The 14209-nt window shown below is 58.4% G+C and carries 9 protein-coding genes; 3 read left to right on the forward strand and 6 right to left on the reverse strand.

The genetic code is table 11. The annotated features are described in order from the left end of the window. Positions 1–138 precede the first annotated feature (138 nt). The 3 genes from C4J86_RS22720 (at position 139) to glyA (ending at position 6191) form a co-directional block, all read left to right on the forward strand. Positions 139–750: a LysE family translocator gene (locus C4J86_RS22720; RefSeq protein WP_124371922.1), complete on the forward strand. Its 612-nt coding sequence runs from the start codon at positions 139–141 to the stop codon at positions 748–750. Positions 751–865: 115 nt separating this feature from the next. Then, complete coding sequence (locus C4J86_RS22725) at positions 866–4717, forward strand: bifunctional diguanylate cyclase/phosphodiesterase (RefSeq protein ID WP_124371923.1); 3852 nt, start codon at positions 866–868, stop codon at positions 4715–4717. A 220-nt stretch (positions 4718–4937) separates the two neighbouring features. Then, positions 4938–6191 (forward strand): serine hydroxymethyltransferase, encoded by a 1254-nt coding sequence (glyA, locus tag C4J86_RS22730; RefSeq protein WP_124371924.1) that lies wholly within the window; start codon positions 4938–4940, stop codon positions 6189–6191. An 817-nt stretch (positions 6192–7008) separates the two neighbouring features. On the opposite strand, the gene C4J86_RS22735 is transcribed toward glyA, so the two are convergent. From C4J86_RS22735 to C4J86_RS22760, 6 genes are all read right to left on the reverse strand, one after another. Next, the gene (locus C4J86_RS22735; protein WP_124371925.1) at positions 7009–8154 is read right to left on the reverse strand and encodes a colicin-like pore-forming protein; all 1146 of its coding nucleotides are present in this window, start codon (positions 8152–8154) and stop codon (positions 7009–7011) included. A gap of 449 nt (positions 8155–8603) precedes the next feature. Beyond that, positions 8604–9563, reverse strand: a complete 960-nt coding sequence (gene yjiA, locus C4J86_RS22740; protein ID WP_124371926.1) for a GTPase — start codon at positions 9561–9563, stop codon at positions 8604–8606. A gap of 138 nt (positions 9564–9701) precedes the next feature. Beyond that, a complete protein-coding gene (locus C4J86_RS22745) occupies positions 9702–9899 on the reverse strand; it encodes a YbdD/YjiX family protein (protein WP_003176208.1) in 198 nt (65 codons plus the stop codon). 15 nt (positions 9900–9914) lie between these two features. Then, positions 9915–11981 carry a carbon starvation CstA family protein gene (locus tag C4J86_RS22750; protein ID WP_124364489.1) on the reverse strand — a complete coding sequence of 689 codons (2067 nt, stop codon included), beginning with the start codon at positions 11979–11981 and terminating at the stop codon, positions 9915–9917. Between the two features lie 218 nt (positions 11982–12199). Next, complete coding sequence (radA, locus tag C4J86_RS22755; RefSeq protein WP_124368425.1) at positions 12200–13567, reverse strand: DNA repair protein RadA; 1368 nt, start codon at positions 13565–13567, stop codon at positions 12200–12202. Positions 13568–13602: 35 nt separating this feature from the next. Beyond that, on the reverse strand, positions 13603–14151 hold the full coding sequence (locus C4J86_RS22760; RefSeq protein WP_124371927.1) for an ankyrin repeat domain-containing protein: 549 nt from the start codon (positions 14149–14151) through the stop codon (positions 13603–13605). Between the last annotated feature and the right edge of the window lie 58 nt (positions 14152–14209).

Here is a 14209-nt window from a genome sequence, read left to right on the forward strand (position 1 = left end):
TGAGAACAGGCCTACGTAGCGTCATGGCGCTGTACATAGCATTCGTAATCCTCAAGGTTAACCTAACTGACCGAGCGTATCGAAATCTATCTGTTAGATTAGCCGGCCATGCCCACCAGGTTCCAGGAGACCACGTCCATGCTTGGTGCCATATCCGCACTGGGATTGCTGCTATTAATGCCGGGGCCCACCAACACATTGCTGTTGCGCTCGGGGATACTCACGGGGTTCAGGCGTGCCTGGCCGCTGAGCCTGCTGGAATGCCTGGCCTACTTGGCGCAAATCTCCTTTTGGGGCTACCTGTTCAGCCATATCGGCGACAGTGCGCCGTGGGGGCTGAAAGTGGTGCAGTTCGCCTCGGTCTGTTATTTGATCAGGACTTCATACCTGCTGTGGCGCCATCCCGACGAAACACTCAAATCCGCGCCTGAAGCACGTGTGTCCAAACTGCATTTCTTTATGCTGACGCTGATCAACCCCAAGGGTTTGCTGATCGTTTCGTTCATCGTGCCGATCCAGACGTTTGTTGATTTGTCCTTGTACGTGCAGTTCGTCGCTCAGTTCACACTGGTGGTGATACCGGTGGGATGCACGTGGGTGCTGTTCGGCGCCCGCATCAAACGGGGCGGGTACGCCTGGTTGACATCGCATATCATCAACCGCACGGCTTCTGTGGTTATCAGCCTGTTCACCCTTGCAATCCTGACCCGGCTGGCGGACAGCGTGTTCCACGCCAACGCTGTACTTTAGTCCCGCCAGGCGGGACTGGCACTTTGCCACAACTCAAGGCATGCTAGCCGCCCTTCGGGCGTCCGGCTTATAGTGCACGTCGCGCGCCAATCCAGCCAAACCGCAGGATCACAGCTTGTCCAAAGTCACGCCGCCCACGCCCTTGCGCGCTGCTCATATAGCGCCGGGAGCGCCCCTGCATGGCACCCTCAAAGGCGCATTGGCGACGCTTGTGCTGATGTTGCTCGCGTTATTGTTCTGGCAACTGCTTGATCAATTGCAGCAAAACCAGAAAAACCAGCAGCAATACACCATCGACTACAGCGCCGACCTGGCCGAGCAGATCAGCCAGAACATGGCCTTGAGCGCACAGATTGCCCTGAATCTGCTGCCGATCGTCGAGCCGCCGCGCAACGCCGAACAACACCAGGCCCTGATCCTCACGTTACAGCGCTCATTGCCCGAACTGCGCAGCGTCGCCCTGCTCGCCCCCAGCGGTGCCCTGATCAGCGACACCGCCAACGACAGCCAGGACAGCGCCCTGCTCCAGGAACTGGTCAAGCGCAGCCACGCCCAATCCTATTACCTGAGCAACGACAACGACGGCAACGTCATTTATCTGTTGCTGCACCAGCCCAGCGGCGGCTCGAAGATGTACTGGGCGCTGCGCCTGGCGCCCACCTACCTGGCCAACCTGACTCGCCAGGATGCCCAGGGCCAGCGCCCGATGTGGGCGATCGAGAACCGCCTGAACCAGCGCGTGGTCAGCCGTGACAACGGCATGCCGGCGCCGTGGGCCGGTGCGTTGACCCCGGACGAATTGAATAAAAGCGTGCTGGTCACGCCGTTGAGCAAGAGCGACTGGCAACTGCGCGGGCTGTTCGACCGCAGCGCGGTGCTCGAACAATTGCTGCCGGCGTTTATCGGCAAATGCCTGCTGGGGCTGGCTTTTTCGCTGGTCCCGGTGATCGTGCTGCTGAACATGCGCCGCCGTCAGCGCCAGGTGCACGAAGGCCGGCGGCGTTATCAGGATATTTTCGAAGGCACCGGCGTGGCCCTGTGCGTACTCGACCTTTCGGGGTTGAAGGCGTTCTGCGACAAGACCCAGGTGCAGGGCCGCGAACAATTGCACGCCTGGCTGCGGGCCAACCCCGCTGAGCGGCGCAAACTGCTCAAAGAGCTGCGTGTGACCGAGGTCAACCAGATGGCGGTGCGCCTGTTGAACGTGGCCTCCTGCGAGCAAGCCTGGGAGCGCCTGATTGACGATTGCCCGAGCAATGCCACGTCTATCGGCCACCAAGTGCTGGAAGCCGTACTGACCCGGCAAAAACAGCTGGAGCTGGAAATCCAGCTCAACGACATTGCGGGCAATGACCAGTACCTGTGGCTCGTGATGCGTTTGCCGGAACAGCAGGATGACGTCAAGGCGGTGATCCTCAGCATCAGCGATATCACCAGTCGCAAGCTGATCGAGCTGTCGCTGGTCGAGCGCGAGAGTTTCTGGTCGGATGTGGTACGCACCGTGCCCGACCACCTGTATGTGCAGGACGTGATCAGCCAGCGCATGATTTTCAGCAACCATCACCTGGGCCACACCCTCGGCTACGACAAGGCCGAACTGCAGAAAATGGGCGAGTACTTCTGGGAAATCCTGCTGCATCCCGAAGACGCCGAGCATTACCACGACTTGCGTCAACAGCAACGCCAGGTGGCCTACACCACCCAACTGCACTGCCAGCTGCGCTTTCGTCACCGCAATAACCAGTGGCGGCGCTTCGACATCCGCGAACAGGCCCTGGCCAGGGACACGTCGGCGGTGGTCACACGGATCATCGGCGTGGCCAAGGACATCACCGACCAGATCGAGGCCAGCGAATCCCTGCGCGACAGCGAACAGCGCTACCGCATGCTGGCCGAAAGCATCAGTGACGTGATCTGTTCCACCGACAGCCAACTGGCCCTCAACTACGTCAGCCCCTCGGTCAACGCCGTACTGGGGTATGACGTGGACTGGGTGTTCAAGAATGGCTGGCAGTCGATCATCGCCAACCCGCAACAGCTCAGCGGTATTTATGGGCTGATGGAACAGGTCAGCCGCGCGGTGGGCAATCCCGAAGCGCTGAACAGCCTGCGCGACGAGGTGCAGACCCAACTGTTCCTGTTCGACTGCCTGCGCGCCGATGGGCGTAAAGTGCCAATCGAGCTGCGCGTGGTGCTGGTGTGGGACGAACATGGCGCGTTTGAAGGCATCCTCGGCGTAGGCCGGGATATCAGCCAACAGCGCCGCGCCGAAAAAGACCTGCGCATGGCGGCCACGGTGTTCGAACACTCCACCTCGGCCATCCTGATCACCGACCCGGCCGGCTACATCGTGCAGGCCAACGAGGCCTTCAGCCGGGTCAGCGGTTACGCCGTGAGCGATGTACTCGACCAACTGCCGAACATGCTCACCGTCGACGAACAGCAAGAAGCCCACCTGCGCTACGTGCTCAAGCAACTGCACCAGCACAGTACCTGGGAAGGCGAAGTGTGGCTCAAGCGCCGCAATGGCGAGCACTACCCGGCCTGGGTCGGCATCACGGCAGTGTTCGACGATGAAGGCGACCTGGCCAGCTACGTGTGTTTCTTCAGCGATATCAGCGAGCGCAAGGCCAGTGAACAGCGCATCCACCGCCTGGCCTATTACGACGCCCTGACCCACCTGCCCAACCGCACCTTGTTCCAGGACCGCCTGCACACCGCGTTGCAGTCGGCGGAGCGGCAAAAGTCGTGGGTGGTGTTGATGTTCCTCGACCTCGACCGTTTCAAGCCGATCAACGACTCCCTGGGCCACGCCGCCGGCGACCGTATGCTCAAGGAAATGGCCACGCGCCTGCTTGGTTGCGTGGCCGAAGACGACACCGTGGCGCGTATGGGTGGCGACGAGTTCACCTTGCTGTTGCAACCGCGCGTCAGCCGTGAACTGGCGCTGAACCGCGCGATCACGGTGGCCGAGCAAATTCTGGCCAGCCTGGTGAAGCCGTTCGTGCTGGAGGGCCGCGAGTTCTTTGTGACCGCCAGCATTGGCATCGCCCTCAGCCCCCAGGACGGCAACGAGCTGAGCCAGTTGATGAAAAACGCCGATACGGCGATGTATCACGCCAAGGAGCGCGGCAAGAACAACTTCCAGTTCTACCAGGCCGACATGAACGCCAGCGCCCTGGAGCGCCTGGAGCTGGAAAGCGACCTGCGCCATGCCCTGGAACAGAACGAATTCGTGCTCTATTACCAACCGCAGTTCAGCGGCGACGGCAAACGCCTGACCGGCGCCGAAGCCCTGCTGCGCTGGCGCCACCCGCGCCGGGGCCTGGTACCGCCGGGGGATTTCATTCCGGTGCTGGAAGAGCTGGGGCTGGTGGTGGACGTGGGCGACTGGGTGATCAGCGAAGCCTGTCGCCAGCTCAAGACCTGGCACCAGAACAAAGTGCGGGTGCCGAAAGTCTCGGTCAACATCTCGGCGCGGCAGTTCTCCGACGGGCAACTGGGCACGCGCATCGCCACCATCCTCAAGGACACCGGCCTGCCGCCGGCGTGCCTGGAGCTGGAGCTGACCGAAAGTATCCTGATGCGCGAAGTCAACGAAGCCCTGCAGATCCTCGCCAGCCTGAAAAACCTGGGGCTGAGCATTGCAGTCGATGACTTCGGCACCGGTTATTCGTCGCTCAACTACCTCAAGCAATTCCCTATCGACGTGCTGAAGATCGACCGCACGTTCGTCGATGGCCTGCCCTCCGGCGAGCAGGATGCGCAGATCGCCCGCGCCATCATCGCCATGGCCCACAGCCTGAACCTGGCGGTCATCGCCGAGGGCGTGGAGACCCACGAGCAGTTGGACTTCCTGCGCGAGCATGGCTGCGATGAGGTGCAGGGTTACCTGTTCGGCCGGCCGATGCCGGCGAACCGGTTCGAGGCGCAGTTCAGCAATGATGCGCTCTTCATGTTCGACTGAGATTTTGTGTGGGGCTGATGGCCTCATCGGGGGCAAGCCCCCTCCCACATTGAAATGCATTCCAAATGTGGGAGGGGGCTTGCTCCCGATTGCGGTGGCACATTCACTCACGATTCCAGATGAGCCCCGCTTGTCCGCGACATGATGTCCTTTCATATGCCATCTAAAACCCATTGGGTTAGAATGCCCTCCTTTTCTGCCCCGATCCTTGAGGACCGCCATGTTCAGCCGTGATTTGACTATTGCCAAGTACGACGCCGATCTCTTCGCCGCCATGGAGCAAGAAGCCGTGCGCCAGGAAGAGCACATTGAGCTGATCGCTTCGGAAAACTACACCAGCCCTGCGGTGATGGAGGCTCAAGGTTCGGTTCTAACCAACAAGTACGCCGAAGGCTACCCAGGCAAGCGCTACTACGGTGGTTGCGAGTACGTCGACGTGGTTGAGCAACTGGCCATTGACCGTGCAAAAGAGCTGTTCGGCGCCGATTACGCCAACGTCCAGCCGCACGCCGGTTCCCAAGCCAACAGCGCGGTGTACCTGGCCCTGCTGCAAGGTGGCGACACCATCCTGGGCATGAGCCTGGCCCACGGCGGTCACCTGACCCACGGCGCCAGCGTTTCTTCCTCGGGCAAGTTGTACAACGCCGTTCAATACGGCATCGATGCCAACGGCCTGATCGACTACGACGAAGTCGAGCGCCTGGCAGTCGAGCACAAGCCAAAAATGATCGTGGCCGGTTTCTCTGCCTACTCGCAGATCCTGGATTTCCCACGTTTCCGTGAAATCGCGGACAAGGTCGGCGCCTACCTGTTCGTCGACATGGCCCACGTGGCCGGTCTGGTTGCTGCCGGCGTCTACCCGAACCCGGTGCCTTACGCTGACGTGGTCACCACCACGACCCACAAGACCCTGCGCGGCCCACGTGGCGGCCTGATCCTGGCGCGCGCCAACGCCGAGATCGAGAAGAAGCTGAACTCTGCGGTATTCCCGGGCGCCCAGGGTGGCCCGCTGGAGCACGTGATCGCCGCTAAGGCGATCTGCTTCAAGGAAGCGCTGCAGCCTGAGTTCAAGGCTTACCAGGAACAAGTGGTCAAGAACGCCAAGGCCATGGCCGGCGTGTTCATCGAACGCGGTTATGACGTGGTGTCCGGCGGTACTGAAAACCATCTGTTCCTGCTGTCGCTGATCAAGCAGGACATTTCCGGTAAAGATGCTGACGCTGCCCTGGGCAAAGCCTTCATCACCGTGAACAAGAACTCCGTGCCGAACGACCCACGCTCGCCATTCGTCACCTCCGGCCTGCGCTTCGGCACCCCGGCTGTGACCACTCGCGGCTTCAAGGAAGCAGAGTGCAAGGAACTGGCCGGCTGGATCTGCGACATCCTGGCGGACCTGAACAACGAAGCCGTGATCGACGCGGTACGTGAGAAGGTCAAGGCTATCTGCAAGAAGCTGCCGGTGTACGGCGCTTGATAGCAGTGGTTTGAATAAGAAGCCCGGCTCCTGAGCCGGGCTTTTTTATACCAATTTCAATTTGAAATGCATTCAATGTATGGGCGGGGCTACAGGCTCAGGTCATTCCGACTCGGCCGTTTCAGCGACCTGAACACGCTTTTTCATGCCCCTATCAACTCGCTCACGGCGTTCCATGCGCGTCCTTGGCTGCCAAGTTTACGGCTGCGTCATTCACTCTTTATTAGAGCGCGGGGTACATACCGGTAAATCAAGTAACCTACCAGAACAATAACGTAGTACAGGAACATCTGTGCGACCGCGTAGAACGCATACAGTATTTTGTATTGCGCTAAAATTGCGAGCTTTCGAGCATTTGCGAGATTGGTAGAATCGAAGTAGGTAACGTATAGAAAGATAGCGACCACAAGGGTGGTCCCAAGAAAATAAAAAAAAGCTTTCAACTGGGATAAATCGTCAAACGATCTCTTTTCCATAACCGATTTTCTTAAAGTCAAATAACAAAAAATAATTGAAAAAAACGGAGAGAATAGACATATGTAATTAATAGTTAACTTTGAAACAACAGGAAAATGAGGAGACCATGATCCCACATCAGAAAAAAGATAAGCATCTATAAATCCCTCAACCTCCGACAATAAAAATTTATCTACGTGGTCGGGCACCGCGAAAGCAATTAAAAATAGCGGAATCCAAGTAGCAATCATAAAAAAATACGGCACTACCATTTTTCTAAATTTTAAGCCTTGTCGACTCATTTGATTCTCCAGTCAATTTAAGGGCGTCATACACACCCTTAAATCAAAAGCTATAAATATCAACTAGCAAACAAATTATTTAACTTATCTGCGGCATCTGCGTCAACAAGAGCTGAGACAATGGCTATCAGCACAGCCACCGCCGGTACTGCGAACGTCGCGGGCGCACTCACCAGCGCTAAAATTGAAGCGAGTACCGCACCGGCCGCTACTGCTGCTAGCTTGCCAACAGCCATTGCTTCAAGCTCCAGCATAAGTGGTTTCCAGTCCCCCGTTTGATAGCCTGAAATCGCTTTCTCTCGAACAGTATCGACTTGTACAATCGTACCAGTGACACCAAACGCCCTCCCCAAGCGCTTAATATTATCGGCAAGAGTCGCCTTGTCCAACGCATTCAGAGCATTGACCACTGCTTGCCTGTCTTGGGTATTCAGTTTCAACCCAGGACTAGCATTTACCTTCTCGAAAGTCGCCAATGCCTGCGCATAGCTACGAACCCTTTTCCCAGAGATACCTGATTGGATATCTCGAGAAACTTGGTCCACGTGCGCTCCATACTTTTTAAGAACATCTGCGTTGACAGAGGATAGGAAAGCAGTCGCATCTTTGTAGGCATCGACTTCACTTTTTAGCCAAACGTTTTGCTTGTTTAAATAGTCTATTTCACTATTGATGTATTTTGCCGAATAAGCCCCCTCAAGAGAGTCAAACCATTTTTTATAATGCACATCAGGGCTCATATTAACCATGCCATTGCTGATAGCATTTGTAATGAGCTGATTGGGGTGATAGCTGAAAAAGTCTCGCCCATAATAATATTTGTCGGCGATAGTTTTTTGCTGATTGTAAGCTTGCGCTTTCTGTGCAACAAGAATATTGCTCATGGCAATATAGCTTTCGATCTGAGCGGCATCATCTGCATCTGGGCCACCAGGGTTCTGCGTCAACATAGATGAAACGCTTGCATCGAGAGTTTCCGGCATTGCTTTAATCTTAGCCAGTAACATGTTCTCTTGACTCTTAACATCCTGTTGAATTCTGGCCGGAAAAGTGTTGAGGATATGCGTACGAGTTGCCGCGCTAATTAAAGCCCCTAGGCGACTGTTACCAATACTTCCATCACCGCCAAATTCCGGGGGTTTGAAATCATTGACCGCATTAATTTCGATAGGGGGAAGATAGATTGTATCTCCAATTTTTGGCATAAAATGTTCTCCATTCCTTAGAGTATCTTGGTTTTTTCGGATCAATTCCCGTTGCTCATAGGGCGAATGCCGTAAGCCCTACGCGCAACAACTGTATAAACGCACAGCACTCTAAGTCAATGGAATCTATGCATAAATGCATGATTTGTTACAAATGAAAGAATAAACCATTCGCATTTGGTTATATCGAGCCCGTCTTTGCACACTTGGTTTTAAAAATGTCTGCGTGCGATCAACCCTAATGGCTGTTGAGCAAGTGGGGCGCCGTCACGCCCTTCGAAGTGCTTTCCACCTTTTATTGGAAGCGTTCAGGCCTGTCCCGTAATCGCCAAACGCCATACTTATGGAGTCGGCTTGCCCCAACAGCAGCGTATCAGAGGCATATAAGCGCCTGACACCCTGCACCGGGGCGAGCCCCCTCCCACATTTTGACTGTATTTCAGGTCAAGTCAGGATTGGTAGACGCGCTCGAAGCCTTCGCGAATTTTGTCCTCCGGCAATTCATCGGCAATAAACACAATCACGCTCTCCCGTGCCTCGCCTTCGGCCCATTCGGTGTCCCAGTCGAAGCCATAGAGCTTCAGCACGCCCTGAAACACCATGCGCCGCTCTTCCCCGGCAATGTTCAGCACGCCCTTGTAACGCAGCAATTGCTTGCCGTGGTCTTCCAGCAATTCGTTCATGAACTCACTGAGGCGGTCGATATCCAGCGGCTGGTCGGTGCGCAGCACCAGGCTGGAGATGCGGTCGATGGACAGCGCTGCGCTGACGGGGCGCAGGCTCATGCCGGCGTTGAGGTTGAAGCCTCGCACGTCGAGCAGTTCGGCCAGGTCGATGGCGCCATGGTCCACCACCCGGATCGGTGCGCGGCGGTTGATGCGGGTCAGGCGTTCGCTGAGGGCGTCGAAGGTGGCATCGTCTACCAGGTCGCGCTTGCTCACCAGCAGGCGGTCGGCAAAGCCGATCTGTGCCTGGGCGATGGTCTGGGCCAGGTGTTGCTCGGCGTGGGCGGCGTCCACCAGCGTAATGATGCCGTCGAGGATGTAGCGGTCGCGCAGTTCCTCGTCGATGAAGAACGTCTGCGCCACAGGCGCGGGGTCCGCCAGGCCGGTGCATTCGATCACCAGGCGGTCGAAGGCGATCTCGCCGCTGTCCAGGCGCTCAAGCAGCAGGTAGAGGGCTTTGGTCAGGTCGGTGTGGATGGTGCAGCACACGCAGCCGTTGGACAGGGTCATGACTTGCACCGGCTCGGCGCCCAGCAGTTGGGTATCGATGCCGGCGTCACTGAATTCGTTTTCGATCACGGCGATCTTCAAGCCGTGTTCGGCCTTGAGCAGGTGGCGCAGCAAGGTAGTCTTGCCGGCGCCGAGGAAGCCACTGAGAACGGTGACGGGAATGGGAGAGGACAAAAGAAATTCTCCTTGAAGAAACACAGAAACAAATGTGGGAGGGGGCTTGCTCCCGATAGCAGTGTGTCAGGCACTTATGTGGCACTGATACACCGCTATCGGGAGCAAGCCCCCTCCCACAAGGGGTGCTACTTTAATTCAGCAGCACTTGGGCCCACCCTTGCCGCCGTAACGGGCTTCCTGGCGTTCCCGGAAGAACGCCTTGTAGTCCATCATCGGCTTGTCCGGGTGTTTGGTTTGCATATGCTCGACGTAAGTGTCGTAGTCGGGCATGCCGACCATCAGGCGCGCAGCCTGACCGAGGTATTTACCGAGGCGACTGATGTCATTGAACATGGGTGCAATCCTCGATTATGCGTCCGGTACAGCCTGGAACGGGGCTTCTTTATCCGTACGCTCTTTGTTACCCCAGGCGGCAATGCCGACCTTGAGCGCATAGAACAGGATGCTGAACACCACGAACAGGAACAGCGCCGTCAGCGTTGCGTTGGTATAGGCGTTATAGATCACATGCTGCATCTGATCGATGCTCTTGGCCGGGGCCAGGATCTGGCCGTTGGCCAGGGCATCGCTGTATTTCTTCGCCAGCGACAGGAAGCCGATCGCCGGGTTGGCGTCGAACAGCTTGATGAAGCCTGCGGTGGTGGTGCAGATCAGCAGCCAGACCGCCGGCAGCAAGGTCACCCAAATGTAGCGCTGGCGCTTCATTTTGATCAGCACAACCGTGGCCAGCATCAACGCGATACCCGCCAGCATCTGGTTGGAGATACCGAACAGCGGCCACAAGGTGTTGATGCCACCCAGTGGGTCGATCACGCCCTGATACAGCAGGTAACCCCACATCGCCACACAACCGGCGGTGGCGATCAGGTTGGCGGTCCAGGATTCGGTGCGTTTGAGCGACGGCACAAAGGAGCCGAGCAGGTCCTGCAGCATGAAGCGACCGGCACGGGTACCGGCATCGACCGCCGTCAGGATGAACAGCGCTTCGAACAGGATCGCAAAGTGGTACCAGAACGCCATGGTGTTTTCACCCGGCAGCACACTGTGCAGGATCTGCGCGATACCGACCGCCAGCGTCGGCGCACCGCCGGCACGCGCCAGGATGGTGGTTTCACCGATGTCGTGGGCAACGGCCGACAGCGCCTCGGGGGTAATTGCAAAGCCCCAGCTGCTGACGGTCTGTGCCACGGTAACGACGTCGCTGCCGACGATTGCCGCCGGGCTGTTCATGGCGAAGTACACGCCAGGCTCGATCACCGACGCGGCAACCATCGCCATGATGGCCACGAATGACTCCATCAGCATGCCGCCGTAACCGATGTAACGGGCGTGGCCTTCATTGGCCAGCAGCTTGGGCGTGGTGCCCGAGGAGATCAGCGCATGGAAGCCGGAGACCGCGCCACAGGCGATGGTGATAAACAGGAACGGGAACAGGCCGCCCTTCCACACCGGTCCCGTGCCGTCGATGAACTGAGTGAGCGCCGGCATTTTCAGGTCGGGCATGGTGACCAGGATGCCAATCGCCAGGGCGATGATGGTGCCGATCTTCAGGAAGGTCGACAGGTAGTCACGCGGTGCCAGGATCAGCCACACCGGCAACACTGCCGCGACGAAACCATAGCCGATCAGCATCCAGGTGATCTGGATCCCGGTGAAGGTGAAGGCCTTGGCCCAGACCGGGTCAGCGGCAATCTGCCCGCCCAGCCAGATCGAACCGAGCAGCAACAGCACGCCGATGATCGAGATTTCACCGATGCGACCAGGGCGGATGTAGCGCATGTAGATGCCCATGAACATCGCGATCGGGATGGTCGCCATCACCGTGAAGATGCCCCACGGGCTCTCGGCCAGGGCCTTGACCACGATCAGCGCCAGCACCGCGAGGATGATGATCATGATCAGGAAGCAGCCAAACAGCGCAATGGTCCCCGGCACGCGGCCCATTTCTTCGCGGACCATGTCGCCCAGGGAACGGCCGTTACGCCGGGTGGACAGGAACAGGATCATGAAATCCTGCACCGCACCGGCCAGCACCACGCCGGCGATCAGCCACAGGGTGCCGGGCAGGTAACCCATTTGCGCTGCCAATACCGGGCCGACCAGAGGGCCTGCGCCGGCAATCGCCGCAAAGTGGTGACCGAAAAGGATGTGTTTGTTGGTCGGCACATAGTCCAGACCATCGTTGTTGATCACTGCGGGGGTGGCCCGCCGTGGGTCCAGTTGCATCACGTTATTGGCGATGAACAGACTGTAGTAACGGTACGCAACCAGGTAGATGGCCACTGCAGCGACCACAATCCACAAGGCGTTGATCGCCTCGCCGCGGCGCAAGGCCACTACGCCAAGGGCGCACGCTCCTACGATTGCCAGCACCAGCCAGGGTAGATGGCGTAGCAGGCTATTATTATTTTTCATTTTTATATTCCAGCCAGGGTGGACAGAAAGGACAGCCAGCCCGAGTTTAGCGCTGTTGGCCTTAAAGGCCACCCCCCTACGTTGGTCTAGAGCCTTGCCGGCGCAAAAAAAGCAGAAATAAACGCCGAATGATGGCGTAGGGCTACAATTTGCCTATTCGGCATTGCTGGAAAGCTAGAAGCCAACCCCTCCCACATTGGTTTTGCAGTGTTGCTGAGTTATTCGAACAAGGCATCCAAGGCTTGCTCCAGGCGCGTGACCCCAATCACCTGCAACCCCGGCGGCATCTCCTTTGGTGCATTGCCCTTGGGCACGATCGCGCGTTTGAAGCCGTGCTTGGCCGCTTCCTTCAAGCGCTCCTGGCCGCTGGGCACCGGGCGCACTTCGCCCGACAGGCCCACTTCACCAAACACCAGCAAATCATGGGGCAAGGGCCGGTTACGCAGGCTGGACATCACTGCCGCCATCAACGCCAGATCAGACGCGGTCTCCAACACCTTGACCCCGCCGACCACGTTAAGGAACACGTCCTGGTCGTGGGTCGGAATACCCCCATGGCGGTGCAACACTGCCAGCAGCATCGCCAGGCGGTTTTGATCCAGCCCAAGGGTGACCCGGCGCGGGTTGGCCAGATGGCTGTCATCCACCAGCGCCTGGACCTCCACCAGCATCGGCCGGGTGCCTTCCCACGTCGCCATCACCACGCTGCCGGGGACTTCTTCCTGGGCGCGGGTAAGAAAAATCGCCGACGGATTGGAGACTTCTTTCAGCCCCCGGTCAGTCATGGCGAACACACCCAACTCGTTCACCGCGCCAAAGCGGTTTTTCACCGCCCGCAGCAACCGTAGGCGGCCATCGGATTCACCTTCGAAATACAGCACGGTATCCACCATGTGTTCCAGCACGCGCGGCCCGGCCAGCGCGCCTTCCTTGGTCACGTGGCCAACCAGGAAGATCGCCGTACCGCTCTGCTTGGCGTAGCGCACCAACAGCGCCGCACTTTCACGCACCTGGGAGACGCCGCCAGGGGCAGATTGCAGTTGCTCGGTGAAAATCGTCTGGATCGAGTCGATCACCATGACCTTTGGCTTCTCGATCCGCGCCGTGGCGATGATGGTTTCGATGCAGGTTTCGGTCATGACCCGCAGTTGGTCCTGGGGCAAGCCCAGGCGACGGGCGCGCATCGCCACTTGTTGCTGGGATTCCTCGCCGGTGACGTACAGCGCCGGCATGCGGCTGGCGATGCTGCACAGCGTTTGCAGCAGGATTGTGGATTTACCGATGCCCGGGTCGCCGCCGATCAACACGACGGAGCCGTCCACCAGGCCACCGCCCAATACCCGGTCCAGCTCACCGGAGGCCGTGGAGAAGCGCGGCACCTCTTCGACGCTGACTTCGGCCAAGGTCTTGATCTGCGCTTGTTGCCCGGTCCAGCCGGTGCGCCCGGCAGGGGCCGCAGCGCCGCCGCTTTCAATCATGGTTTCAGTCAGGGTGTTCCACGCACCGCACTCGCCGCACTGGCCCGCCCATTTGGGAAAGGTCGCGCCGCACTCCGTGCAGCCGTACATGCGCTTGGCCTTGGCCATTCGAGAACCTCCAACCGAAAAACCGCGATGATAGCTCAGCGCGGCGCCGGGGTCCGGATTTCGCCGTTGGCCAAGCGTGAAGCCGTGTTACCGATGGGGTCTTCGGCGTTGAGATCGGCGCCTTTGGCCTTCAATTCGCCCAGCAATTCGACCCGCTTGAACAGCCCGGCGTACATGGCGGCGGTCTGCCCCGCGCCATTGCGTTGGTCAGGGTTACAGTCGGTTGCCAGCAAGCGCTGGGCGATGCTCAGCTCGCCTTTGAAGATGGCTCCCATGAGCGCAGTGTTGCCGCGTTTGTCCTGCACGCACGCGTCGGCGCCGGCGGCGAGCAAACGCTCCACGTAGGCACCTTCGCCGTGATAGGCGGCCAGGATCAGGGCAGTGTAGCCCCTGTCGTCCTGAGTATTCAGGGCGTAGCCCGATTCAATGAAAGTGTTGAGCATGTCGAGATCGCCACGACGGGCGGCGTCGAAATAGTAGTCCTGAAGCTGCGCCTTGAGCGCACCAGGGTCATTGGATGGGGGTTGTTCGGCCAGCACACTGAACGAACAGCAGGCCAGCAGTGCCCATATGAACGTACGCATGATCAAGATCCTTGAGAAATATCCCCTTGTAGGAGCGAGCTTGCTCGCGAAAAACGTC

Source organism: Pseudomonas sp. R2-7-07 (assembly GCF_003852355.1).
In the GTDB taxonomy this organism is placed as follows: domain Bacteria; phylum Pseudomonadota; class Gammaproteobacteria; order Pseudomonadales; family Pseudomonadaceae; genus Aquipseudomonas.